The following is a 26,539-nucleotide window of genomic DNA, read 5'->3' as shown; positions in this document are numbered from 1 at the left end:
ACTATACCGAGAATAAATTGATTTGCGAACGATCTATTTTCAAGACGTTAACGTAATAACATGACAAAGATAAGTATTATTCGAGTGAGCGAATGATTGTATTTTACGATGGTAACTGTCCGCTGTGTGTAGGGGAAATGAATAAACTTAAACGTTTCGATCAACACAATAAAATTGATTTAGTGAACATTCACGATAATCGCTTCTCTACCGAGTTTCCTGAGATAGCGCATGAAGCGGCTATGGCTAAACTCCACGGTTATGATAGCCAAGGCAAGCTCATTGTAGGACTAGATGTTACCGCAGCGGCTTGGGGCCAAGTTGGCAAACATCGCTGGATCAAATTATTGAGATTACCCATCATCCGAACAATTGCAGACGGCGTTTACTTGTTTTTTGCAAGGCACAGAATGAAAATTTCTAAACTTCTGGCCCCAAATCAATGCAGTATACAAAATAGTGGAGATTGCAATCGTGACTAACTTCGCCATCATAGTGATTGGTGCAAGTTCAGCGATCGCTGATGCCTTTATACAAGCGCAAACCGAACAACATCCCGACGTAAAAATGATCACGGTGTCTAGGCAAGCTAAAACGGCTCTACATGCCAATAACCTGCATTTTCAGTGTGATTATTCTAAAGCACAAATTCAACAAGTTGCGAGCCGTATTCTCGAGCAAGAGTTAACGATTAAAAGCGTCACCATTTTTAATGGCTTACTCCATGACGAGTTTGATAAATACCCAGAGAAAAAGCTTGAGGACATTGATCTCGAATACAGCATGGCGCTGTTTAATATCAATACCATGATCCCCATGCTTTGGTTGCAAGCTTTACTGCCAGCCTTAAAAGGTAAGCAGCCATGCGTAGTTACGGCACTCTCTGCCCGTGTTGGAAGTATCAGTGACAATCGGATGGGCGGCTGGTATAGCTACCGCAGTTCAAAGGCTGCGCTTAATATGATGTTTAAATCCGCGGCTGTCGAGCTTGCGCGTCGGGCAAAAAATATTAAGCTCATTTTGTTCCATCCAGGCACTACTGACACTCCACTTTCAAAGCCCTTTCAAGCCAATGTCCCGGATGAAAAACTCTTTACGCCGGAATTTGTGGCACATCAACTTAGCAGCATCATCGCAAATAGCCACCCTGATGGTACGGTGAGCTATGTTGACTGGCAAAATAAATTAATAGAATGGTGAACACATCATGAAACACTTCTCAAGTGACGATATTAAAACCTTAGACGAGCGTTATCGCGCATTGATGATAAATTCACTGTCGGGTTTCAAAAGCGCTAACTTAATTGGAACAGTTGATGAAACAGGTCAAGAAAACTTGTCTATCGTCAGCTCCGTTTTCCACCTCGGTGCGAGCCCGGCACTCGTAGGTGTGATTTTTAGGCCTCATAGCGTACCTAGGCACACACTGGAAAACATCTTAGCGACTGAAAAATACACCATTAATCAAGTCAATGTTCAAATTTATATGGCAGCCCATCAAACCTCAGCCAGATATGAAAAGCACCAATCAGAATTTGAACAAACAGGATTAACCGCCGAGTATTTAAATGCTTTTCCAGCTCCTTTCGTCAAGGAAAGCAGACTAAAATACGGGCTTACACTCAAAGATCACCAAACCATCAAGCTCAACGACACCGAGCTGGTAATAGGCGAAATTGAGTCGCTTCACGTTGAAGAAAGCGCTTTGCTCGAAGACGGCTATATTGATATCGAGGCACTCGATAGTATTGCTATTTCCAGTTTAGATGGTTACCACAGTACCAAACGTATTAATCGTTTGGAGTATGCAAAACCAAACAAGCCAACCAGAATTAAGCTACTTGGCTGAGCCCCTCTACAAGGATTCCAAGAGCTCAAGTAACTCTTCGAGCTCTTCTTTAAAGTTTTTCTTTTGTTTTTCGCTCATGGTGTCTTTAAGTTTAACAGCGAGACTTGCATACTCTTTTATTCGTCTTGCTTGAATATCTAGGATGCGCTCAGGCAGCGCTGTGGGTGTAGTAACTATTGCTTGTTGCAACAGCTCAGGTGAAACTTGCTCAGTGCCGCTCAGTAACATGGCTTGTTTAAACTGGCTAAATCGCCTTTGTTCATGTGCACGCCAAACCTGACGCGCAAACTCGCCTTGCTCATAATATTCGTTAATAAGCTCCTTTTGTTTATCACTCAAATCACCAAGCCAACGCTCATATCGGTTAAATTGGTCTCCTTCCTCCCAGTCATCATCCAACATTTCTTTTTCTATGTTGGCTATCAGCATTTCTCGCTGTTCACGGTTAAGCGAATTTAGGTGTGTTTCTAACTTAGGATATACGGCTTCTACGACGGAATACCAATAGTTTCTTGTGGTATACACCATATGCACCATGTCACTCTCGGTCATGGTTTGCCAGTGCTTCAACAATGATTGGATATGAGATTTGTATTTTGGTAGCTCTGACTGTCGATGCCACGCAACCAAAGATTCTACATCAGCCTCCAGCTTTTCCTCTTGCTCATCCGTCAGCTCAACATAATCGGAAATATAATAACTCGCTAACCATCCTAAGTTGTTATAGGCCAATCTTTGACTACATCCAGCCAAACATAGTAAACATAGCGCCAGTGCTATTAATCTCTTCATCCCATTGCCTCAATTTTTGTTTTTATTACCTTATATTAACGCAGTATCTGCCATTTTAGATTTGTATTTTGTAAATCTGTGTTTCTGGCATTAGAATAACTAACAACATAGTTAGCATAGCTACCTTAAGGAGGTCTATGATGTTAGGCAGGATTTCAAAAGCATGTATCGCCATTGCACTATTAAGCCAAGCACCTTTGGCAACAGCTGGATTGGAAGAAGGCATAGATGCACTCAATGCTGGCAGGTTCGAAGAAGCACTACAAGAATTCAATTATTTAGCTGAAATGAACTACGCCCCGGGCATTTATCAACTCGGTGTAATGTATGAAGGCGGCTACGGTGTCGTCAAAAATCCACGTAAAGCGGCAGAGTTATTTCAACAAGCCGTTAAACTTGGTGAAGCCGACGCAATGTTTGCGCTAGCAGTCATGTATGACGAAGGTCGCGGCGTTAAAAAGGACCGCTCAAAATATGTTGAGCTAATGACCAGAGCGGCAAACAAAAACATGCCAGCTGCGCAATTTAACGTAGCGCTGATGTATGCAAACGGTGACGGTGTACCACAAAGTTACCGCCACGCACTTAACTGGTATGAAAAAGCCGCCGCAAACAACTACACCTTAGCCATGTTTAATTTAGCACTCATGTATTTTCAGGGCTTAGGAGTCGAGAAAAGTATTGAACGCTCGTACGTATGGAATACGTTAGCGGAGTTTAATGGTTATGCTGAAGCCACAAAGAGCCGAGTGCTCGACGAGAAACAGCTTTCTCCTTCACAAATCGAACAAGCAAAAGAACTCGCTAATAGTATTTACGAGCGAATTCAAGCCGGTAAATACGTAGCAGAAACACGTACTAAATAATCTAAGCTTAGATTAAGAAAAGTGTTAAACAATAGAGGTCTCCTGCGAGGCCTTTGTTATTTTTCCTTATTAAGATTGGGTCAATATCGTAACACCTATGTAACAGTCATGCTCATTGTTATACCAATTCGCTTAATTAAGTGATCTATTTTGAAGCGAGAAAATTTTGTCGATCACCAGGCTAAAATTTTGCTATTTAGTTGTTCTAAATGAGAAATTTTTAACGCCGTTAGCGTCAGATTTGCTCCTTCAAATTGAGCAAGTATTAAGACTAATTGGTATTAACTGCGGCAATCTTTTTATCATTGTTGAACCCGCTAACACTAAGGTAAACTAGCACTTCATCCATAATGAGCTGTGAAAATGAATCGCAAAAAGAAAATTTACGAAACCTTAAAGAAAAAAGACAAGCGTGCTAATGCTAAACTCCACAAAAGCAACAAACCGCGCTACATCTCAAAAGCAGAGCGTGAAAAAATCGCAGCCCAGCAAGACAGTGAGGAGTTAAATAGCGAAAACAATGAACATTAATTGCCCGAGTTTTGTGTCAGCTCGTCATTAACTGCTTTAATTTCAATCACTTTTTAACTATGATTCTGCATTCTTGCCTACCTCAATCAATCTTCCAACGTTAGATGAGGATCTCTGCTATCAAATTAAAATTGATTTGCTGGTTTGCACAGTGAAAATTCACACGTGTTAGATGTCACTACTCCCATGACTCTGAGTCTTTGCAAACAAGGTGGATAATCGATGCAGGGCTTGACACCCAGAATGCCTGAAATCCTTCAGGTAACGGTTCGATTTCATCGCAGCGTACGACGCCAGCAGCTTTGAGGTGCTCTGACGCTGCCGCAATATCATTGGTAACAATCTCGAGCCATGTTTCGGCTTGGCTGATACCAGGTACGCTGTCGAGCCAGAGATTATTGGAGCCAAACTCAAAACCAACGGATGGAGCATGCTCTGTTATTTCTTTGAGGCCGATGACATCTCTGTAGAACTGAAGTGTTGCGTCGTACTGGTGAGGCGGCAGCTTCATGGCGATATTACGACCAGCTGTGAACTTAACCTTAGTATTCATGTGAACTCCTTCCTGACTGAAACTGTAATCCTGTATCGTGTTAGCCTGAATATTGGGCTGAGCCAGCACTCTCTCTAGCATCAGCTTTTTTATCTGTTGATATAGTGAAGTCCCATAAAAATAACCACTGATATTTCAAGCTAAGTCTTATCTTTAAGTATATTGGATCTCTATATGTAATGGCGCTTTGCTCAACACATTAACGCTACTTTTTCCTCAAAAAGAGCCACTCTAAAGGCTTTGTAAGCAGCTTCGAATGGCTAAGCAGCATCTTATTACGCCATTTAGTATTATTGGATTGGAGAATGGGCTTTTTATGGCTAAAGGTATAAAAGCCCTCTTCGCCATGATATTGACCCATACCAGAGTGACCTAGGCCACCAAAGGGTAAAGACTCAACAACCACGTGCACTATGGTTTCATTGATCGCTAAAGTCCCCGTTGCGAGCTCCTTTGACACTTTATTCATGGAAACTTGAGACTGTGTAAACAAATAACTCGCAAGCGGTGTGGTGTCCTCCCTAATATAGCTAATCGCATCATTTAAGTTGGAAATTTTTAGGATAGGCAAAATCGTTCCGAATAACTCCTCTTGCATCACCCTCATGCTTTTGTTGACCTGGGTGATGATATGCAGAGGAAGCTGACGATTGTCGCGTGCTGGCTCAGCTTGCCACACATTCGCGCCTTTACTTTTGGCATCAATAATAATGTCGTTTAAGCGCTGAAATTGTCTGTCGTTAATAATTGAAGTTTGGTTTTTTACACCTACTTTTGTTTTATATGTTTTTTCGTAGTGCTGTTTCAGCTCAGCAATAAATGCGTCGTATTTTTCTTCGTGCACTAACACATAATCTGGTGCAACACAGATTTGACCTGAATTAGAGAGCTTCCCCATTAACACACTCATCGCTGCGCCGCTGATATCAGCGTCATCCAGTACTATAACAGGTGATTTCCCCCCTAACTCTAAGGTGACCGGCGTGAGATTTTTAGCCGCAGCCGCCATCACCTTTTTGCCAACTGCTGTTGAACCTGTAAATAGCAAGTGATCAAATGGCTGCTCAGTAAAAGTCGCGGCAATATCAGGTCCGCCTTCAACTACGCACACTTCATTGTCCAATCCTTTAAAAATGGCTCTTATCACCGCATTCACCTTGGGAGTGAACTCGCTCAACTTGAGCATGACTTTGTTTCCAGCAGCGAGGGCAGTAATAACGGGAACAATCGCTAGCTGAATAGGATAATTCCATGGGGCTATCACGCCCACGACTCCTTTTGGCACAATCTCAATTTTTGCCTTAGATGGTAGCCACTGCGCACCAGGTGAACGATGCTGCACTTTGCTCCATTTGCGCAGGTGCTTCGCGATATAATCAATCGAATTGATGCAAGGCATGATGTCTGCAATCACGGTATCGAATCGACTCCGAGTACCAAAATCCTGATCTGCCGCCTCGACTAATTGATCTTGCCGCTGCAACATACGTGATTTTATTTCAGTTAATAGGCGTAAACGCTCTTCAAGCGCGGGGTAAGGATCTTGGTTAAAGCGACTTTTTAACTGAGTAAATGTGGCTATTAGGGTGCTGGTATTATCTTCAATCATTATCAGGTCCTGCTAATGTCTAATTTGAATATAGCAAGGAAAAAACAACGGGTCTATCTTCAAAAAACTAGGTATTACTATAGAGGCAGGCTGCGTATGACCGAGTTGCCTTTCGATGGACACAGCCTGTGGAGAATGGCAACTTTAAAACCCTAGTATGCTCCTTGCCAAAGTCAAGGTTACAATTGCAATTAACCCTATCGCGACTATATTCAAAACAAACCCTGCTCGGATCATGTCTTTAATTTTGATCTCACCTGAGCCAAATACGATGGCATTTGGTGGTGTTGCAACAGGCATCATAAAGGCGCAACTGGCCGCGATTGCAGCAGGAATAACCCAAGCTAAAGGAGAACCCGTGATTGATTCAGCGACAGGACCAAGTAAAGGTAAAAAGCCTGCAGCCGTTGCGGTATTGCTGGTAATTTCCGTTAAGAACGTAATAAGTGCTGCAACAACTAGTACTCCAAGCACTAAGCCCATGGCATCCGCGCCCGCAAGTAAGTTAGCGATGTAATCGGCAAGTCCTGAAGATTTGATCTGTACCGCTAGTGATAAACCACCGCCAAATAATAGCAAAATACCCCAAGGCACCTTAGCTGCGCTTTCCCAATCTAAAATACGTTCGTCACTTCCCGACTTGGCTGGAAGAACAAATAGTAACAGTGCAGCGGCAATTGCAATGCCAGTATCTGACAATTTAAGACCCGTAACATCGCCAATTAGCGGTCTAAAGATCCAGCATACTGCCGCTAAAATAAATACCGCAAAAACCCCTTTCTCCGCACGAGACATTTCACCGAGTGCTTTTAATTGGGAAGTAAATAACGACTTAGTATCAACATTAATTTCTTCTTTATCAACCTTGTAAGTCACTTTGGTCAACCAGAACCAAGCAAATGTCAGCATTACCAAAGACAAAGGCACACCAATCATCATCCAAGTGGCAAAACCAATCTCAATTTGATAACTGTCGGATAAGTATGCAGCCATTAACGCATTTGGTGGCGTACCAATTAAAGTTGCAATGCCTCCAATACTGGCTCCATAAGCGATAGAAAGTAATAGCGCTTTAGCAAAGCTTTGGCTATCTCCACCCTGCTCTTTTACCAAGTGAATAACCGAAAGTGCAATCGGTAACATCATGACCGCCGTTGCCGTGTTTGACATCCACATAGATAAAAATGCTGTCACGCCCATCATCGCTAAGATCTGTATACTCGGTTTAGTGCCTGCGAACAACATGGTATTCAGCGCGATGCGTTTATGCAGCCCCCACCTTTCCATGGCGATTGAGAGCAAAAATCCACCCAGAAATAGATAAATCAAAGGATGCGCAAACGGTGCAGCGACGGCTTTAATAGATGCAATCCCGACTAGAGGCGAAATAACCAAGGGTAATAACGAAGCCGCCGGAATAGGCACAGCTTCGGTTATCCACCAAGAAGCTAGCCAAAACGCTAAGCCTGCGGTTCTCCAAGCCTCAACCGACATGCCCGATGGAGGTTCAACCAAACAGATCAGTAACATTACCAAGGGACCAAGCCACAGAAACAGCTGCGTTTTTATCGTTTTTTTATTCTCTTCTGTCATTATCTTGAACCTTTAAAACTTATATTTTAAGCCAACAGCGATGCTAGTATCGTCTTGTGTTTCAAGGTCGAGCTGCGTTGCCATCACATACAAGTTAGTTTGTTTATCAAAAATATAGTCTGTACCTAGCGTCCACTGAGTCGCATCTTCACTGTGGCGTAATCCGCTTGAGTCTTTGGCAAACTGTAGCTTCGGACGCCAATTATCATCGAGTTGGTAACTTGCGCTTAGCACATAACCATTACCTGATTTGTCTTTCGCTAGATTTTCACTGTCTTGGATGATGGCACCAAGTTGTAGCTTTTGCCACTTGTAAGCCAACGCGATACGCGTAGCAACCAAATTACCAATACTGTCGGTATGACTCAGAGCAACATAGTAATCTTTATTTTTTAATGCTCGGTCACCATAAATTGCGGTAGCTGCAAACCCAGTTTCGTCGTTGCTCGCGTCGTCTTTAGGTGTGTAGGTCAGAGAAAAAGAAAAGTCGTTCCATTTAGGTGAAGAATAGGTAATTGAATCACCAACTCTGTCTTGGCCTGCTAGCACTTGGGCAATATCACTTTGGGTTTCGTTAAATTGATCGATTTTACCTTCACTGAATTTAAAACGCGTGTCGTTTCTGCCCACTAAAACCGTACCAAATTTACCTTCAAGGCCAACATAGGTGTTTCTTGCTGAAAATGGCTCGGTGGTATCGTCGTGTTCAAAACCTTTAACTTGTACTTCATATTTGTAGACGAGTTTTAGATCGCTTGATAAGCCGTGAGTGCCTTTTACACCAATTCTTGAAAATGGTGCGTCAATTTGTGTGCCCTCTTTGGTATAACGCATCACACCTTTGTCTGTGTTGGCAATTTGAACTTCTGCTTTACCATAAATGCTGTAGTCTGCGGCTAACGCAGAGGCTGATAACGTTGCACTGGCAACTGCCAACGCAACTAAAGATTTACTTGCTGTCATAACTTGTCTCATTTTTTGATTATTGTCGCTTAAGACAACGCAATTCTGAGACCAGAGTTTATTTTTTAATATAAATCAGATGGATAAATAAAAATCTAAGATTAACACCAGCTAAAATGTGCGGATTTCCACACACTTAAATCTATACTGTGTCACTAAATTCACCCATCATCCTTGGTGAACATAGTGCGATTTAAACCATACTTGCTCATCTTGTCGTACAAGGTTTTTCTCGGCACTTTTAATAAATTCATCGCATCTTTTATACTACCTTGGCTTTGAGCCAGCGCTTCTTCAATTAACGATTGTTCGTAGTAGCTCACCTTCTCAGCCAAACTCAACGTTTCATCAGACAAATTGCTTTGCATGTTGTTACTCGCAGTCATCGCACCACCGAGTAAAATATGGCGCTCGGCGTGGTTTCTCAGCTCTCGCACGTTTCCAGGCCAATCTTGCGCCAGTAGCTGTGCCTCTAATTCAGGGCTAATTGGCTGCATAGGTTTATGGAAGCGAGTAGCAGCAATGGAGCTAAAGTGTTTATATAACAGCGGAATATCAGCTTTTCTGGAACGAAGTGATGGGATCATCACTTTGACGAGGTTAAGTCGATAAAATAAATCCGAACGGAATTTACCTTGTGCGACTAAGGTTTGTAAATCCACTTTGGTCGCTGCAACCACTCTAATGTCCAGTGCTATCGCAGTGTTGCTGCCAACAGGCGTCACACTTCTTTCTTCTAAAACGCGCAGCAGCTTCACTTGTAAAGCCGCAGACATGGCTTCGATTTCATCCAAAAAAACCGTACCACCTTGGGCAAAAGAAAATTTTCCCTCGCGAGACTCTTTAGCACCCGTAAATGCACCACTTTTGGCACCAAATAATTCACTTTCAATCAGCTCTTCAGGAATTGCACCGCAATTGATAGCAACGAAGTTATGGTTTGAGCGCTCGCTATGGTCGTGTAAGTATCGTGCCACCAATTCCTTTCCTGTACCGGTTTCACCTTCAATCAATACGTCAGCTGGGGTATCAATCACAGCATCAAGCAAATGCAGCATTTGCTGCATTTGTTTTGTCTCACCTAAGATCCGCACGCCCGGCGCAGACTTTTTCTTAACTTGCGCTTTTAGCTCTCGGTTTTCCATCACCAACCGGCGTTTATCAAGCGCCCTTTCTATGCAGTCAAGTAGCGGCTCTGACACAGGCTTTTCAAAAAAGTCGTAAGCCCCTTTTTGGATAGCTTTTACCGCCACTTCAACATCCGCAAAGCCGGTTAGAAATACCACAGGTAACTCAGAATCAAACTGCATCACCTGCTCTAAAAATTGAATACCATTGACCTCGGGCATATTGATGTCACAAAGCACAACACCGCCAAACTGACGAGAAAGCTTTTTTAATGCAGGCGTTGCACTGGAGAAACACTGCACAGAGTACCCTTCTATTTCAAATAGTTGCTTTAGTGCATCTCGTATACTTTGTTCATCATCAATGATTAATAGTGTTTTCTCTTCAGTCATGTTGCGGATTCTTTGTGTGTAAACTAATTAAAAACTCGGCACCACCTTGCGGATGATTATGGGCACTGAGTTTGCCATGAAACGATTCAATGATCTGCTTTGAAATGGATAACCCTAAGCCCAAGCCATTACCTGACTTAGTGGTGTAAAACGGTTCAAATATGTTAGATAAAGCGTGCTGTTTTATCCCTTCGCCCGAGTCAATAATCGACAGCTGGATCTTGCCTTCATGCTCCACGGCGCGAATATAAATACATTTATTATCTTGCTCAACAATGGCTTGGCAGGCATTGCTAATAATATTCACCAGTACTTGCTCAAACTTAAATGGATCGACCCAGATATTGCACGCAAGCCCCTCACTTTGAATTGCTACACCGTAGCGTTTGAGTTCAGGCCCAACTATAACTAAGGCGTTATCTACTGAGTGTTTAAGGTTGGCCACCAGCATCTTATTATCATGATGCTGACTAAATGACTTTAGCTGAGCCACAATTTTATGCACTCGAGTGATCAAAGATTGGATCAGGACCATGTTTTCGACTACTTTGCTCACTTCTCCCTTTTGAGCCAACCGTTTGGCGCTGGCAACATACGCACTCATGGCACTAAGTGGTTGATTGATTTCATGGTTAATACTGGCACTGAGCTGCCCTATGGTTGCCAACTTGGCAGCGCGAATAAGTGCATCTTGCGCCTGCTCGAGCGCTTGCTTGCGGCTGGCAACCTCAGCCTCTAAACTCCGCTGACTGAAAAGCAGTTGTCTGTATCCTGTCAGTTTACTCAACGTGTACTCGACAACAACAAAGAGTAAAATCAATACCAGTGCGGTTACCCCAAGCCGCGGCCACTGTGCCGCTTTGATAGGCGCAACTTCATGTAGCAAATAAAGTGTGTATTGCTTGTTAAGCGGCCTCTTTTGCATCAGCGCGTCGCTACCATGAGATGAAGTTTTCACTTTGGTTGGTGAAAGCACGCGCCAATCAATAGGGAATAGAGATTCGTTTTCAAACTGCCTTGAGGATTCAATTTCTTTTCGCTTTGCAGGTGACAGTTCCCCTAACGAGGCTAACCGCCACTGCTCAACATCAGATGCCAGTACAATATGATTGTCATCCACAATTAAGAAATGGCTATCAGTTCCCGTATCAAGCTGGGCTTTATCTGATTCAAATTTACTGGCGTTAACCTTCATCACCACCACGCCCACGAGCGATCCATCTTTGTAGACAGATTTAGCAAAATAGAAGCCACGGGTTTTGGAACGTAAACCGAGCGCAAAAGAGACATGCTCATTGCCCTTGATTGTTTCGTAAAAATAGGGGCGAAAGGCAAAGTTACTGCCTTTATAGCTATGCGGCAAATACCAGTTGCTACTTGCAATCACAGTTCCACTGAGGTCTAGCAGGTAAACGTCTGACGCACCACTGGATATTTGAATATCCTGTAGATATCTGTCCAGTTCATTGGAGTTTATAGCGGTTGCTTGCTGTAAGCCTGATTGCACCAAATTGCTTAAGCCCAATTGCATTTGGATAGCTTGATAACGAGTAAATTCAGTCTGGATATAACTATTGAGCTTTTCTAGATTGGTTTTAGTCTGACCAAGGACATTTTCCTCATCCTGTGCCACATTGAACAAGTAGCTTGCCCACAGCCCACAAAATAATAATAAAAGATAAATTAATATCTTAACTGAGAACTTATGTGACACACGCAACTCCTAATTGAACTCATTGAGTCTATCAGAAGCAGAATATCAATTAAATCAAATCTCTTTAAATCAATGTATCACTAAGCGCTAAGACCAGAGATAAACAAGGTTTTATCTCCGATCTTGATTTTAAACGCGTATTAGTTGGCGTGTTAATTCGCGCTAATATTTAGCGTTACATTGCTCGCGGCTTGGTAACCTTGCAGGCCGATATGCCAAGTGCCAGCTTGAGGATTGGAGATTGTACATACCTCATTATTGCCATTTTTGTATGGCCGACATTGGTAGGTGCTTGTATTTGGTTGCGTGCCAAAATTAACATAAAGATCCGCATCTCCCGTGCCTCCCGACGTCGTAATTGTCAGGGTTTGATATCCCGCGGTTAGTGCTTGACTAAAATACTGCCACTGTCCGCTGGCGACAGAAATATTATTGATAGTTTCGTCAATAGGCGTATTGCCACTTGAGGTATCGTATTGTCCTACCAAACTGACCCCCGAAATCGCGTTCCATGCCTCTACCATCACGTAATACGTGCCAGTTTGCACAGCGGAAATATTGCATTGCTCGTTACTAGACGAGTTAGTGCTCTTGCAGTCATGAGTATCCAAAGTAGGTTTGGAGCCATAGCGAACGTAGAGATCGGCGTCACCAGTGCCACCTGAGGTGGTAAAACTTAAATTAGTTGCACCTTGTGGGACTTCCATGGTGAAAAACTGTTGGCTTTTAGATGCACCAGAAATACCCGTTTTAGCCACACCATTTTCAAGCTCATTGTTTGGCGGTGGCGGAGGTGTATCACCCGCATTTTTACCAAGCTCAGCAACAAACGCCAGCGCGAGTTTTGCAAATTTTTGTGCATGTGTTGAATCAAATTCAGTATCGTTGGTGGTATGAATTTTTCTGTTGATCTCAGACATTCTTGATTCAAATGGCATAGAAGCTGGGAACCCTTGCTGATACCAAGATGCATGGTCAGAACAACCATAACCGCATTGGTCATAGGCATAGCTTAGGTTTGGCAAATAAGTTTCAATTAATTGGCCTAAGAACTGATTCTGTGCGCTGTTTGTATAGTCTGTCATCATCACAATATCCGCACTACTGCCATTGCGGCCAGTCATATCAAATTGTGTCATACCGACTACGTTTTTTCCCTGAGAGCTGTACGACTGCGCGATAGCTTTAGAACCTCGAAGCCCAACTTCTTCTGCCGCAAAGCCCATGATTTGGATTGTCCGCTGAGGCTGATAACCATCTTCAACAATAGCGCTTAGCGCTTCAGTAAGCACAGCGATCCCAGAGGCATTATCATCCGCACCCGGCGCAAGCCCACTCGAGTTAGATTGGTTAATTGAATCAAGGTGCCCGCCGATAATAACGATTTCATCGCTCAGTTCGCTACCTGGAATGGTGACAATCACTGAAGACTGAGCCCAAGAGTGGCTAAAATATTCAACACTAATATCTGAGCGACTTGCTGCAATATCGCTCCATGTTTGCTTGACCCATGCAGCGGCATCAACACCCGTTTGCGAGGTATAATAGCGGTTATAAAAATTGGTTAGTGAGTTGACGCTGCTGTCCAAGTTCACTGTACTGACTTTTGAGATTAAGCTGTTAACCCGTGTGGGGTTATCAATGCTGTAGTTAACCAGCGTCGCACTTGGGTTTATGCTTTCTAACTGTGCAAGATAGCTTTGCGCCTGCTCTAAAGAGTCGTGGGCGACAAAACCACCACAGCGATGATATTCGTCGTGCATAAATGCACTCAGGTGTGAATGTAAGTTTGCAGGTACTTTTAACGCTTTAACTTCGCTGTTTGGTAAAGAAAGCTGTTCGAAGTGAGTACCGCGAATAGAATTATGGACTTGGAAATGCTGACTAGACTTCGCATCCATCGTCACCCAAACCTCTTCAGACGCTTCAGAAAAGCCACTCAAACAGGCAACGCTCAGTAGCATAGGTGTAGTTAATTTCATTGTTGTATCCTCAACTCATTTGAATAACAACATGATTTAAGCGCTGAGCAAAATAAAAAGATTATTCAAATGAGGTAAATTTATGACTTTTTTATTAATAAAGAAAGGGAGCTTGCGCTCCCTATAAACTGTTACTTAGTTCGCTTTGATATTCAGTGTTACACCGCTTGCTGCGCTATAGCCACGTAAATCAATATACCAAGTACCTTGTTGTGGGTTTGCAATCGTACAAGTCTCGTTGTTACCGTTTTTATAAGGACGACACTGATAGCTCGACGTTGTTGATTGAGAACCAAAGTTTACATATAGATCCGCATCACCTGAACCACCTGAAATGCTCACTTCAAGGTTGCTGTAGCTAGCATTTAGATCTTGTGTGAAGCGTGTCCAACTGCCAGATGCAACATTGATATTAGACTCAGTGCGATCGATTGGTTGAGTTCCACCTGTTGAGCTATATGTACCAGTCAAAGTTACGCCCGAAATCTGATTCCACGCTTCGACCATCACGTAGTACTTACCAGCTTGAATGTTATTAATATCGCAGCTTTCGTTACTTGTAGACGTTGTGCTATTGCAGTCATAAGTGTTTAACGTCGGACGAGAACCATACTTGACATAAAGGTCCGCATCACCGCTACCACCAGAAGTGGTGAAGTTTAGGCTAGTCGCATCAGCTGGCACATCAAGGGTAAAAAACATTTGCTCTTTTGCCGCGCCACTTATCCCAGTACGAGGCTGACCGTTCGTTAACTCTTCGTCGCCACCTGGAGGTGGTGGAGGATTAGTATCACAGCTACTACCTGAGCTTAAGTTTGAGTTGACGCCAACCGCTGCTAACGCTGCTTGTACATCACCAGGTTCATAACCTAGGTCACATGCCGCATCCATTACACCGTTACCTGCAGTATCCCAATCGGTGTTCGCAGTCCAATACATTTGGTTAGCTTTTGCCATTACGATAAAGGCTTTTTTCGTATCCCAACCTGCCGTAGTGGCCAGATTGTAGAAGGCTTTGTTGAACACCCCTGAAGTGTGATGAACGTCCATGCTAGACGTATAGTTAGACTGGTGATCGATTGAGCGGCCGTCTTGCGTTGGGTCATTCATATAACGCAATGCGCCACTGCCTTTGAAGATGTCTTGGCCAACTAACCAGTCATTGCTGCCTTTCATATAAAATTCAGCAGCCTCACCAGCCATATCAGAAAACGCTTCGTTCAAGCCACCTGATTTATAACGGTATACTAGACCTGAGTTTTGCTCAGTGAAACCATGACTCACTTCGTGAGCAGATACATCAAGGCTTACCAACGGATAGAATGTATTCGCACCATCGCCAAAAGTCATCGCGCTGCCATCCCAAAACGCATTTTCATAATTGCTGCTGTAGTGAACACGCATTTGCAATTGGAAAGACAAAGGTGCTGCACCAAGCCAATCGTTATACATGTTAAACACAACATTGCCAAAATAATGGGCGTCGTTCAGCGGTGAGTATGCACCGTTAATTTCTTTAACTGTATTTTCTGGGCACGTAAAGCTATGTGCAGTCGAGCCGCTGCTACCGTGATTTAAGTTAATTGTCTTAACGTTCGCATTAGTCATGGTACAAGTATTGCCCGACTGCGCTACGTCTAGATGACCATAATCAGTACCATATTGGTAACGACCAGTCTTTTGGTTACCACCAGGGCCTATCGCATCTGCATGCTGCAAGTTATTGAAGCTTTCTAACACTTCGCCTGTGTTTGCATCAATGATCAAATATGGGCGTTTAGGCTCATCACCATAAGTAACAAAAGTGACTTCATAGACTAAACGTGCCGTTGAATTGCCATCCAGCCAGATCGCAAGGCGAGATTTCTCGTTATGTTTTTTAAGCTTTTTGCCTGTACTAAGCGATTGCTTTTCAAACTGATTCAATGCCATTTTGGCATTTAGCTTGGGTTTTACCGAACCGATGTCAGCCGCGATGTTATAAACCGCCGCACCGTGAGCTTTTTTAAGCGCACCGGCATCGTCAAACGTTAAAATGACCGAATCGCCAATCACTGGTAATCCTTGGTACATTTGTTGAAAACGCTTAGTTACTTCACCTTTTTTACTATTGAAGCTTTTAAGCTCCTTTAGTTGGCTCGCGCTTTCCAAACCAATCAGCACTTCTGGTTGTGTACTCAACACAGTTTGAGAAGCTGATTTAAGCATAGTATTCATGTCAGCTTGCTGGTTTAAGTATTGTTTTGTTGCAGCTTGAGCACTGAGCGAAGTAAACGCAATCGCACACGCCGTAGCCATAGTTACTGTAGATAATTTCACGAATTACACTCCTAGTATTGTTGTTTTATTGTCCTTTTCATCATTGCTTAACAAAAAGCATTAGATGAAATGTGACTGTTTTCTCCTTCAACTGCAGAAGACATGGCAAGCCCATTAGCACTCGCCACGCCTTATTAGACTAGGCAGCAATTCAAATAAATAAACCCCAAAGTTAACATTTTAATAATATTTAATTTACTTTAAATATTTATGCAATGCTTTCATGCATTTGTTTAAAAAATAGACCCACACTTAATATCTTGAATTAAGTAACAAAACACATCTTTGTAAATTTTTTGATACGATATGAGTAAATATGCCAATTTCTTCCCTAAACTAACTTTACAATCATTATGTTGTATCAAAACATGTAGTAACTACTCGGTAATTCTTTCTTGTTTGTGCTTCATTTGTTCAACCCCACAACATCTAGAGTTTAAAATTATTAATAAAATTCAATATATTAGAAATCTTACTCTCTCGGTATAACACTTGCAGTTTGAATAATTACAAGCTGCAACGAAATTAGGAGGAGTAATGGATACTTTTGAAATATTATCCTACGCAGATCATAGAGTTGGGGCCGTTCTAACAGGGAAAGCAGCCGCAGAAGAATTGCAAAATGATTTGTTAAATAGCCACCTTGTTCAACATGAGCATCTACAACTGGTTAATCCGTATGACAAAGGTGCTGACAAAAAACTTGAGCCTAAAAGCGAAAGTCGCCTTGCCAAGAACATGCTTAATTGGCATTTGTACCTTGGCAGCATGGGGGTGATATTAGGCTTTCTCATCGCGGGGCTATTGGTAAGTTATGGACCGGCTTTCACTCAAGCTAATCCTTATTTAACGTTTATCGCTTTATTAAGCCCCGGCTTATTTTTAGGGCTATTTGCCTCAGGCCTTATTTCTTTGCGTCCAGACAAAGATGCGTTTAATCAGGCGGTGATGAATAAAATCGCAGAGGGCAAGTGGCTGCTTATCATTAAAACGAATAATGAGGCGCATCGTAGCAAACTCATGTCGTTTTTTAAAAACAGCACCAAAGCAGACGTTTTAAGCTAGATAAGAGGTAATCTACATGGAAATTTTTAATGCAATAAAGCAAGATCATGATCATCAACGCGCCCTATTGAATATGTTGGCAGAAACGTCTGGTGATTCAAAGGTCCGCGAAAAGTACTATAAAGAGTTGAAGGACGCGCTAGAGGCGCATGCCATCGCAGAAGAAAGGTACTTTTATGCCCCATTAATGGACAGCGATATGACGATCGAAGACTCTCGCCATGGTATCGCGGAGCATCATGAGATTGATGAGCTAATTGAGGCACTGGATAATACGGAGTTTTCCGACCCTAGTTGGCTAACTAAATTGAAAAAGCTCAAAGACAAAGTTGAGCATCACTTGGCTGACGAAGAGCAAGCGTTTTTCCAGCGAGCGGGTAAGGTACTTGATAAAAGTGAAAAGTCGCAACTTGCAAATGAGTATCAAAAAGAGATGGAAGAACAGTTGTAGTTTTCTATGCCCACAACATGTTGTGGGCATTTACTTTGCTGAGTGTTGGTAAGCCTACACAGTCACAACAATTTACCAATTAATACCAGTCCAAGCATGAGCAGTAGTCCATTCATCACCAGCAAAAATTGCTTTTTAGGTAAGCATTTCGCAAGGTGCACACCGAGTCTATTACCAAGCAACGCTAAAGGTGTAAAACAGATAGCAAGCAGCACATGTTGCCACTGTAACAACCCAGTTGCAGAGAAGGTCGCCAACTTAATCACATTCATCAGCGCAAATAGTACCGCAACCGTCGCGATATAAGCCGTTGGCTCCAATTTTCGAGCGTTAAAATACACCATGAGTGGTGGGCCGCCAGCATGAATTAAGGTCGTGGAGATACCAGCTGCGGTAGAGGTGCTCGCGGCCAGTAACCTTAAGTGCCCAACACTTTCAGGTGTATTTTTAATCAGTAAGCTTTTAAGCGCAAATACTATACTCATCGCTGCAATCACAACCGTCAGCCAAAACTCACTGACACCTTGAAGAAAAAGCGTTGCTAAGGCTATCCCGACTAGTGTACCTGGCAATAGCCGCTTTAATTCCGACACATTCCATAAGCGCCAATAGCTCTTCAGGCTAAAAACATCCGCGACGATAAGTAGCGGAAGCATCAACGCAATGGCATCCCTTGGGTTCAACACCATCATCAGAATTGGAACAGAAAACGCCCCTAAGGCGCCTGCAAAGCCAGACTTTGAAATACCACTTAGCAGAACGACCAGGGCAATTACTGCAAGTTGTATTGGTTCTGTCATTCGTCAATTCCTTTAATTCTAGGCGCTGAATTTAATACCAATTTGCTTAGTTAAGTAATAAAAACCACAGTGCTTCAACATCTGTTACTGCCTTAACCTGCATGTTGTCACCAGCAATCAGACCGATACCATCTCCTTGCTGAAATGCCTCACCATCAAGCGTCGCTTCACCGCCAACAATGTGCAAATAGGCTTTTTGCGCGTGCGCATTCAGCTCAATCTGTTGACCTTGATGTAGCTGCAAGCGGTGTATTTCAGCTTCAGCATTGATACTCAGAGTACCCTGTGCGCCTGTAGGCGTAACAATCGGCGTAAGTGCACTACTTTGTTTAATTTGAATTTGTTCATAACTCGGCGTTATGCCTTTAAGCTTTGGCTCTATCCAAATTTGTAAAAAATGTGCAGGCGCTGCCTTTGAAGCATTGTATTCTGAATGAAGAATGCCACTGCCTGCGCTCATTCTCTGAACTTCACCTGCCACCACGGTAAACTGATTACCCATACTATCTTGATGTGCTAATTCACCGTCAATGACATAGGAAATAATTTCCATATCTCGGTGACCATGAGTATCAAAGCCATGACCACCAAGTACTGTGTCATCATTGATCACCCTAAGATTACCAAATCCCATGTGGGCGGGATCATAATATCGACCAAATGAGAAACTATGTTGGCTTTGCAACCAGCCAAAATCTGCTTTACCTCTATCTTGTGCTTTTCGAATATATCGCATGTTTCGCTCCAAACGCATGTTGATGACCTTAGTCTATTGCCTGTTTGAAACGAATAAAATTTGATAATTTAACATCAATCATTCTATTCAATAGAATCCTCTAGCTGCATACACTGATATCTTAACTCACCAATAAAAGCGCGCGCGGCGGGTCCAAGCCTGTCACCATCTTTAAAAATAAGATGAAGCTGTGCTTTACGCTGACTATGTTGCGCTAGTGGTAGTGGTTTCAAGACGCCAGAGTCTAGTTGCGTTTTGATAGCCGGAATGGGCAACCAAGCAAATCCTAAGCCTTGCGCTATCATATCTATCGAGGTTGTCATATGGCTCACCGTCCAACGTTGATGCGCCCCCAACCAACCTTCATCTTTTTTACGCGAGATTGCAGAGTCTCTCACTACGATTTGGCGATGGGATTTTAAGTCTTCGAATGTAAGCGCGCGACCAAATTGATGTAATGCGTGATTGGGATTTGCCACTGCAACAAACTCGATTTGGCACAACTCTTCACTGAACCCGTCTTGTAAAGTAACCGGAGAAATGGCGATATCTACGTCGGTATTTTGCAAAAGTTCAGATGCACCAGTCAATACTGACTCAACCAACTCGACACGCAATAAAGGGTATTGCGCAGATGTATTTTCTAGTACCTTATAGAGTACCTGCTGTGGGAAAATTTCATCGACCGCTATGCGCAGTTGGCTCTCAACTCCCTCGCCCAGCGTCTGCCCTACCGCTTCCACTTTTGCCGCTTCTTCCAAGAGATAGTTGGCACGGCGCAGCATCATTTCTCCCGCTTCGGTTAACAGGGTTCTTCGCCCCTCGACCCTAAAAAGCTTAACACTAAGGCCTTCCTCAATTTTATGGACCGCAGTGTGGATACTTGACTGGCTTTTATGTACTTCTTTAGCAGCTTGATTAAAGCCACCATATTCAACAACGGCTCTAAACATTCGCCATTGCTCTAGTGTCACTCTCAACATACTGATTTAACCTAATATTTATACGTTATTGTTCAATGACAGGTGGTTTATCTTCACAATTTTCACCATGGCAGGTATTAAGATCTTCTTGCGCTTTTTCGTCCGCCTGAAGTACCTGTTTAAGGTCAGCCATACGCTGACGAATCGCAATACCATAGCTTTCATCGTCTCCCCACACATCGGCAAGCATATGCATAGATTCAACATCGTGTTTGGTAAAGAGGTAGCCTGCTCGTGCGACATCTTCTTCGCTATGGCCCAATAACTTAAGCGCCTGCTCACCTAGCTTCACAGCAGAGACAAAAGTTTCTCGCTCAAACGCAGTGACACCCAATTTTATCAGTTGGTAGGCATGGCGACGGTCGGTTGCACGAACTACAAGCTTTAGATCAGGGAAGTGTTGCTGCGCCAACCTGACGATTTCGAGGGTTTTATCTGGTTCATCAATCGCTACGACCAGCATTTGCGCTTCGTGAGCCCCTGCGGCTTCGAGCAAATCTAATCGTGCACCATCGCCATAAAATACTTGATTGCCAAAGCGACGGAGTAATTCAATTTGGCTTGGGCTGTGATCCAAGATCGATAAATGATAGCCCTGCGCATGGAGCAAGCGCCCTATCACTTGGCCAAAACGCCCGTAGCCGACCACAATAACGTTTTGTGTCGCTTCCATCGTCTCTAAGCTATCTTGTTCTTGAGTAGTATTGGCCTGACGTTCAACTATTTTGTCGTAAAGAATAAAAATAAGGGGCGATCCGAGCATAGATACCGCAACAACCAGTGTGACTAATGCGACTTGATCTGGAGTTAAGATTGCTAAACTGCCAGTAACAGAAAGTAGTACAAACGCGAACTCTCCGCCTTGACACAGGGCTGCAGTAAATAACCATGTCGCTCGCTTATGCAGTGAAAACGCCGTTGCCAACAAATATAAAATAACCGCCTTTAACCCCATTAATAGCACCACTGACGCTAAAATAAATAACCATTTTTGTGCCAATAAGGAAAAGTCGATTGATGCGCCGACTGTCATGAAAAAGAGGCCAAGAAGTAACCCTTTAAACGGTTCAATATCGGCTTCTAATTCATGGCGAAATTCACTTTCCGCGAGAACAACACCCGCGAGAAATGTTCCAAGCGCTGGGGATAAACCAATGCTTTGCATCAATAACGCGGTTGCGATAACGATAAATAGCGCCACTACGGTAAATAGTTCGCGCATTCGAGTGCTGGCAATATACCTAAATAACGGCGCGGCAACATAATGTCCAGCAGCGATAATAGCCAAAATCACAAAAACAGAAATAGCCACTTGGAGATAAGTCGGAAAAGCGTGTAACAAGTTGCCGTGACCATCACTCACAGCCAAATCACTAAATGCTAACAACGGCATAATCGCGAGAATGGGGATCACGGCTATATCTTGAAATAACAACACCGAAAACGCATTTTGACCGCCAGATTGTTTAATCAAGCCTTTTTCATTTAAGGTTTGCAGTGCAATGGCGGTAGAAGACAGTGCCAACATTAACGCGATGGCTAATGATTGCTGCCACAAAAAGCCAAGCGCTAAATCAATCGCGAAATAGAGTACAGCCGTTGTTATAACCACTTGTAAGCCACCGAGACCAACTATAGAGCGGCGCATCGTCCAGAGCCTTTTGGGTTGTAACTCAAGCCCGACTAAGAATAGCATCATCACCACACCAAACTCGGCAAAGTGCATGACGTCAGTTTGCTCCCCCACAAGATGAAGAAGATGAGGACCAATTAGGATCCCTGCCAATAAATATCCAAGCACAGAGCCAAGCCCTAGCCGTTTAGCGATTGGCACCGCCAATATCGCAGCAGCCAAATAGATAGTCGCAAGCAGTAACATAATAAAGACACCTGTTGTTGTTATCGTCTTTATTATGTTCAGGGTAAGTGCATTTATCCAGTCTTCGTTCTAAAAAACAAAATATAAGTGACTAAAATCCAGCAATTAATCTTGTAAATCCGAATATATTGTAGGATGGCAGATCTGCATCAAAATACTTGGATCTGGCACCGCTGCAAAGCCGAATTTTTCATATAGAGTATGCGCATCAAAAGTTGCCAGCATAAAGCGCCTTAAGCCTTGTAGCTCTGGATGTTCAACCACGGCTTGAACAATCGCTTTGCCTACCCCTTTACCTCTGGCACTTTCCTCAACTATCACGTCGGCAAGATAGGCAAAGGTGGCATAGTCAGTTATCACGCGACAAAAACCCTGAAACTCACCTTCATCGTCCAAATACATGAAGCTCAGGCTATTTTGAATGGCCTTTTCCAGCAATACTTTAGGCATTTGTTTTGCCCAATAAGCATTAGAGATCAGCGCATGGATAGTATCAAGATGGCGTAAAATTAGAGGAGTATCAGTGGTTATCATTATTGTCCCAGTTAACGGCAAGAATAGAGCTAAAAATTAAGCGATTTTTAGCAAGAAGCAAAGTGAAATTTTCACAGTCATAAATCTTTCATTATTGCGTCACCCTTCCGTCAATAAAGCGGTGTAACCTCTTTTTACGAAGACTCCCCTTGATTGATTTAGAGTTGTTGGCAGTGTTGACTCAGTTAACACTGCTTTTTTTTGCTTGATATCAAAACATAAAAAACGGCGCTCTAAGCGCCGTAATTAACCAAGCTTTTGAATAACTAACCTAAGTTTATTTGATAGGTTGGTGGTTGGTTAAGTTTATTACCCAGTCTGGATAACCCTTTCCACCACGCAAATCCAAACAACAACATCGCTATAATCCAAAGCGAAGCACTCGTTGGCGAGGTGCTTAACTGACTAGCTTGGTAAACTAAAGTCGCCATGATATAAGCAATTGAGGTCGTCCAGCCAATAACAAGCCACATCCACTTACCGCCAGATTCACGTTTAATTGCACCTAATACCGCTACACAAGGTGTGTAAAGTAAGATAAAGACAAGATAACTAAATGCACCGATTTGACCATTAAATTTCGCGGCCATTGCAGTAAGTAGCGCAGTGCCACTTTCAGCGCCTGACTCTAATTCGTTAAGTCCTAATGGATCACCAAGGTTTGCGATAAGATCTTTACTATTGTCTACTATGGTCATCAACGCTTCTTTTAACGAAGCCAACAATGAAAACTCTCCACCTTCTTCTTCGGCACCGGTATAAAGCGCATCTAAAGTACCGACGATGGCTTCTTTGGCAAACATACCAGTCACAACACCAACCGTAGCAGGCCAGTTTTCCTCTTTTAACCCTATTGGCTCAAAGATTGGCGTGACCACTTGTGCAGCCTTCGCCAAAAGTGACTTATCTGTATTCTCATTGCCAAACGAACCGTCGGTACCAATCGAGTTTAATGCACTGAGTAAAATAACTACCATAACAATTGTTTTGCCAGCACGTTTGATAAAGCCGCTCAGACGCTGCCAAGTGGTAATGAATATATTGCGCCAAATTGGCATATGATACGCTGGCATCTCGGTAAATGAGGGTAATTTTTGCGTTTTGAATACTTGCTTTCTAAATAAAAAGCCAGAACCTACCGCAACCAATATGCCAAGCAAATACAGACCAAAAACAACATTGGCTCCGTTCGTTGGAAAGAAAGCCGCTGCAAATAACGCATATACCGTCAAACGTGCGCCGCAGGACATAAATGGCGCCATAATAATCGTCAGTAATCGATCGGACTCTCGACCCATCGTTCTTGACGCCATAACCGCAGGCACATTACAGCCGAATCCAACGATCAAAGGGACAAAAGCATTGCCAGGTAGACCAATGGATGACATCAAACGGTCAATAACAAACGCGGCCCGAGAAAGATAACCACTGTCTTCCAAAATGGATAAGCACAGATACAGCACCGCAATAACAGGGATGAAGGTCGCCACTAATTGAATACCCACACCAAAACCATCAGCCAATAACACACCCAGCCATTGAGGTGCGCCAATATCTGCTAGCAAGATTTTTACACCATCGATGAGTAAGGCGCCCACGGCGATGTCAAAAAAGTCGATAAATACAGCACCAACATTCACCGCAATGGTAAACATTAAATACATCATGGCTAAGAAAATAGGCACGCCAAGCCAGCGGTTGAGCACGATTTTATCAAGCGTTTCTGTTGTATCTGCACGTTTTGGCGTAATGATACTTACGCCATCAGCCAATTTTTTCACTGCTTGGTGACGAGCAACCGCTTTTTCGAGGGGATCGCTGCCGGCACTTTCGGTGTTTGCCGTCACAGGTGCTTTTGGAAAACGAGTGATCTGTGCGAGTTGTTCCAACAACGCTTCTTGCCCTGTACCTTTAGCACCGTGGAATGGCACTACAGGTAACCCTAACTGTTCAGAGAGTCTTTTTAAATCTAACGTTCTCCCACGCTGTGTTGCAACATCAACCATATTTGCAACAACGAGAATAGGCTTGCCTAATTCTTTCAGCTGAGAAGTTAATACTAGATTTCGCTGTAAGTTAGCGGCATCTACGATGTTAATGATGACATCGGCTTCATTTTGCTTTAGGAAGTCACACGCGATTTGCTCATCTTGGCTTGGCTCAATTTGTTCCATGCTATAGAGCCCGGGCAAATCTACCAATTCTACGTTTGTGTTTTCTAAAGCAAAATAGCCGAATTTTTTCTCGACAGTTACCCCTGGCCAATTCCCTACTTTTTGTTTAGAGCCGGTCAGGCGGTTAAATAATGTGGTTTTCCCGCAGTTCGGGTTGCCCACTAACGCAATTTTCATACGTGAGCCCTTAATAACTTATAAAACTTCAATTTCAACGAACTGTGCGTCGGCCTTACGCACACTCACAAAGGTGTCACCAATTTTCACTTGCATCGGGCATCCAAGTGGGGCGACGTTAATGACTTCTATTTGCTCACCAGGAATAATTCCAAGTGCCATTATTCGACTCAGTAACGCAGTATCTGGATGGGTAAGAGAAGTGATGGTCGCTGCGCTATTTTTGGAAAGTTTATCTAATGTCATTGATTATGAGAACAATTTGCAATAAAAGTATGGCGCATCATACCTCATTGACTATTTTCTTTAAACTAGATTGCGACAATAATCTATTATTGCTTGTTATTTAAGGTGTTTACTAGTTAAGATGAACTAAACCATTGCCATATGCCTGACTGTATTAAGGGGTCCTGCCAATGAGTAACGACAAAAAAAAATGGACGCTCAAAAGCATTGCGGCGGAATTAGGCGTGTCAAATGCAACGGTATCGAATGCTTTTAACAGACCAGATCAACTCTCTAAATCCAAACGAGAAGAAATTTTAAAAGCCTGTAAAGAATTGGGTTATTTTGGGCCTAACAAGGCAGCCCAATCGCTGCGTAAGGGCTCGTTTAACATTGTCGCGCTGGTACTACCCGATAGCGTTGAATATATGGTATCAGATCCCGTTGCGAGTAGCTTTATGCGAGGAGTTGCAAGCGTTTTAGAAGCTCAGCATATTAACCTACTCTTGTTCTCAGGCACCGCAGATAATGTCGGAGACATTGTCGATTTCGTCGACGGCTTAATTTGTTATGGCCGCCCGCGTAATCCCAAGTTAATTGAGCATCTTGCGAATGTTAGCAAACAGGTTGTGACGGTTGACTTTGATTTGCCCGCGCATGCCAGTATTAATATCGACAACCAACAAGCCGCCTTTGATGTAGCGAGTAAAGCACTGAACGACGATAGTGATGTTGCTATTTTTGGTTTGAGATTATTAGACACTGATTTGCTATGCCGTGTATACGAGCAAAACCTAACAGACATACAGACCTCTATTGCACATCAGCGTTATAGCGGATATCTCAAAGCTATTGGAGAGCGTGGATTAACACTTGGTGAAGACAGAGTGTGGAATATTCCTGAAAGCAGCGAAAGGTTTGCAAATATCGCCGCAAAAGAACTACTTAACCTCTCACCAAGGCCTAATACCGTACTGTGTATGAGTGATTTAATTGCACTACCGCTGTTAAGAGAAGCCAAAAAACTTGGTGTAAAGATACCACAGGAGCTTAAAGTCGTTGGTTTTGATGGCGTTGATGAAGCGCTACGCTTTAGCCCTAGCCTAACTACCATTCATCAAAATAGTGAAGAAAAAGGCCGAGAAGCAGCCAAACTCTTCTTAGATAAAAGTGATGATAAAGTTATGCTTGGCTATACCTTAAAAATGGGGCAGAGCTGTTAAT

General features: G+C 43.1%; 24 protein-coding genes. 8 read left to right on the top strand and 16 right to left on the bottom strand.

Annotated features, from left to right (window positions below):
- The first annotated feature begins 92 nt into the window (after positions 1–92).
- From EXT48_RS19340 to EXT48_RS19330, 3 genes are read left to right on the top strand one after another with little or no spacing between them, the layout of a single operon-like run.
- Positions 93–482: a thiol-disulfide oxidoreductase DCC family protein gene (locus tag EXT48_RS19340; RefSeq protein ID WP_130165441.1), complete on the top strand. Its 390-nt coding sequence runs from the start codon at positions 93–95 to the stop codon at positions 480–482.
- Positions 475–1,200, top strand: coding sequence for an SDR family NAD(P)-dependent oxidoreductase (locus EXT48_RS19335; protein ID WP_130165440.1), 726 nt, complete (start codon positions 475–477; stop codon positions 1,198–1,200). Before EXT48_RS19340 ends, EXT48_RS19335 begins: the two co-directional genes overlap by 8 nt.
- Positions 1,201–1,207: 7 nt before the next feature.
- Positions 1,208–1,849: a flavin reductase family protein gene (locus EXT48_RS19330; protein ID WP_130165439.1), complete on the top strand. Its 642-nt coding sequence runs from the start codon at positions 1,208–1,210 to the stop codon at positions 1,847–1,849.
- Positions 1,850–1,855: 6 nt separating this feature from the next.
- Here EXT48_RS19330 and EXT48_RS19325 read toward each other — a convergent pair whose 3' ends face one another.
- Complete coding sequence (locus tag EXT48_RS19325; RefSeq protein WP_069019314.1) at positions 1,856–2,641, bottom strand: DUF6279 family lipoprotein; 786 nt, start codon at positions 2,639–2,641, stop codon at positions 1,856–1,858.
- A 140-nt stretch (positions 2,642–2,781) separates the two neighbouring features.
- Here EXT48_RS19325 and EXT48_RS19320 point away from each other — a divergent pair, with 140 nt between their 5' ends.
- The gene (locus EXT48_RS19320; protein ID WP_045989895.1) at positions 2,782–3,507 is read left to right on the top strand and encodes a tetratricopeptide repeat protein; all 726 of its coding nucleotides are present in this window, start codon (positions 2,782–2,784) and stop codon (positions 3,505–3,507) included.
- Between the two features lie 363 nt (positions 3,508–3,870).
- Entirely contained in the window at positions 3,871–4,038 is a 168-nt protein-coding gene (locus tag EXT48_RS19315; RefSeq protein ID WP_084204271.1) for a DUF2986 domain-containing protein, read from the top strand.
- Positions 4,039–4,216: 178 nt separating this feature from the next.
- Here the strand turns inward: EXT48_RS19315 and EXT48_RS19310 are convergent, their stop codons facing one another.
- From EXT48_RS19310 to EXT48_RS19275, 8 genes are all read right to left on the bottom strand, one after another.
- Positions 4,217–4,591: a glyoxalase/bleomycin resistance/dioxygenase family protein gene (locus tag EXT48_RS19310; protein ID WP_069019316.1), complete on the bottom strand. Its 375-nt coding sequence runs from the start codon at positions 4,589–4,591 to the stop codon at positions 4,217–4,219.
- Positions 4,592–4,796: 205 nt separating this feature from the next.
- Positions 4,797–6,200 carry a coniferyl aldehyde dehydrogenase gene (locus EXT48_RS19305; RefSeq protein WP_130165438.1) on the bottom strand — a complete coding sequence of 468 codons (1,404 nt, stop codon included), beginning with the start codon at positions 6,198–6,200 and terminating at the stop codon, positions 4,797–4,799.
- A gap of 144 nt (positions 6,201–6,344) precedes the next feature.
- A complete protein-coding gene (locus EXT48_RS19300) occupies positions 6,345–7,793 on the bottom strand; it encodes an SLC13 family permease (protein WP_130165437.1) in 1,449 nt (482 codons plus the stop codon).
- A gap of 12 nt (positions 7,794–7,805) precedes the next feature.
- On the bottom strand, positions 7,806–8,756 hold the full coding sequence (locus EXT48_RS19295) for a porin (RefSeq protein ID WP_102057986.1): 951 nt from the start codon (positions 8,754–8,756) through the stop codon (positions 7,806–7,808).
- 161 nt (positions 8,757–8,917) lie between these two features.
- A complete protein-coding gene (locus EXT48_RS19290) occupies positions 8,918–10,276 on the bottom strand; it encodes a sigma-54 dependent transcriptional regulator (protein ID WP_130165436.1) in 1,359 nt (452 codons plus the stop codon).
- Positions 10,269–11,990 (bottom strand): ATP-binding protein, encoded by a 1,722-nt coding sequence (locus tag EXT48_RS19285; RefSeq protein ID WP_130165435.1) that lies wholly within the window; start codon positions 11,988–11,990, stop codon positions 10,269–10,271. The genes EXT48_RS19290 and EXT48_RS19285 overlap by 8 nt, the downstream gene beginning before the upstream one ends.
- Positions 11,991–12,142: 152 nt before the next feature.
- Entirely contained in the window at positions 12,143–13,972 is a 1,830-nt protein-coding gene (locus tag EXT48_RS19280; protein ID WP_130165434.1) for a M28 family metallopeptidase, read from the bottom strand.
- Positions 13,973–14,107: 135 nt separating this feature from the next.
- Entirely contained in the window at positions 14,108–16,291 is a 2,184-nt protein-coding gene (locus tag EXT48_RS19275) for a M4 family metallopeptidase (RefSeq protein ID WP_130165433.1), read from the bottom strand.
- Between the two features lie 537 nt (positions 16,292–16,828).
- Here EXT48_RS19275 and EXT48_RS19270 point away from each other — a divergent pair.
- Positions 16,829–17,356 carry a hypothetical protein gene (locus EXT48_RS19270; RefSeq protein ID WP_130165432.1) on the top strand — a complete coding sequence of 176 codons (528 nt, stop codon included), beginning with the start codon at positions 16,829–16,831 and terminating at the stop codon, positions 17,354–17,356.
- Between the two features lie 16 nt (positions 17,357–17,372).
- Positions 17,373–17,807 carry a hemerythrin domain-containing protein gene (locus tag EXT48_RS19265; protein ID WP_130165431.1) on the top strand — a complete coding sequence of 145 codons (435 nt, stop codon included), beginning with the start codon at positions 17,373–17,375 and terminating at the stop codon, positions 17,805–17,807.
- 62 nt (positions 17,808–17,869) lie between these two features.
- On the opposite strand, the gene EXT48_RS19260 is transcribed toward EXT48_RS19265, so the two are convergent.
- The 7 genes from EXT48_RS19260 to EXT48_RS19230 all read right to left on the bottom strand — a co-directional run bounded on the left by EXT48_RS19260 (position 17,870) and on the right by EXT48_RS19230 (position 25,336).
- Positions 17,870–18,607 carry a sulfite exporter TauE/SafE family protein gene (locus EXT48_RS19260; protein ID WP_130165430.1) on the bottom strand — a complete coding sequence of 246 codons (738 nt, stop codon included), beginning with the start codon at positions 18,605–18,607 and terminating at the stop codon, positions 17,870–17,872.
- Positions 18,608–18,653: 46 nt separating this feature from the next.
- Positions 18,654–19,343, bottom strand: a complete 690-nt coding sequence (locus EXT48_RS19255; RefSeq protein ID WP_130165429.1) for a pirin-like bicupin family protein — start codon at positions 19,341–19,343, stop codon at positions 18,654–18,656.
- Positions 19,344–19,426: 83 nt separating this feature from the next.
- Positions 19,427–20,326 (bottom strand): LysR family transcriptional regulator, encoded by a 900-nt coding sequence (locus EXT48_RS19250; RefSeq protein WP_130165428.1) that lies wholly within the window; start codon positions 20,324–20,326, stop codon positions 19,427–19,429.
- 25 nt (positions 20,327–20,351) lie between these two features.
- Positions 20,352–22,205, bottom strand: coding sequence for a monovalent cation:proton antiporter-2 (CPA2) family protein (locus EXT48_RS19245; protein ID WP_130165427.1), 1,854 nt, complete (start codon positions 22,203–22,205; stop codon positions 20,352–20,354).
- A gap of 105 nt (positions 22,206–22,310) precedes the next feature.
- The gene (locus EXT48_RS19240; protein WP_130165426.1) at positions 22,311–22,739 is read right to left on the bottom strand and encodes a GNAT family N-acetyltransferase; all 429 of its coding nucleotides are present in this window, start codon (positions 22,737–22,739) and stop codon (positions 22,311–22,313) included.
- Between the two features lie 266 nt (positions 22,740–23,005).
- On the bottom strand, positions 23,006–25,090 hold the full coding sequence (gene feoB, locus EXT48_RS19235) for a ferrous iron transport protein B (RefSeq protein WP_130165425.1): 2,085 nt from the start codon (positions 25,088–25,090) through the stop codon (positions 23,006–23,008).
- Positions 25,091–25,108: 18 nt separating this feature from the next.
- Complete coding sequence (locus EXT48_RS19230; RefSeq protein ID WP_010605304.1) at positions 25,109–25,336, bottom strand: FeoA family protein; 228 nt, start codon at positions 25,334–25,336, stop codon at positions 25,109–25,111.
- A 170-nt stretch (positions 25,337–25,506) separates the two neighbouring features.
- Between EXT48_RS19230 and EXT48_RS19225 the strand changes: the two genes are divergently transcribed.
- Positions 25,507–26,538, top strand: coding sequence for a LacI family DNA-binding transcriptional regulator (locus EXT48_RS19225; RefSeq protein ID WP_039495005.1), 1,032 nt, complete (start codon positions 25,507–25,509; stop codon positions 26,536–26,538).
- Position 26,539 lies beyond the last annotated feature (1 nt).

Origin of the sequence: Pseudoalteromonas sp. CO348 (assembly GCF_004208845.1) — a bacterium.
GTDB lineage: Bacteria > Pseudomonadota > Gammaproteobacteria > Enterobacterales > Alteromonadaceae > Pseudoalteromonas > Pseudoalteromonas maricaloris.
The sequence above is the reverse complement of the archived record's forward strand: the minus strand, read 5'-3'. Positions and strand labels throughout refer to the sequence as shown.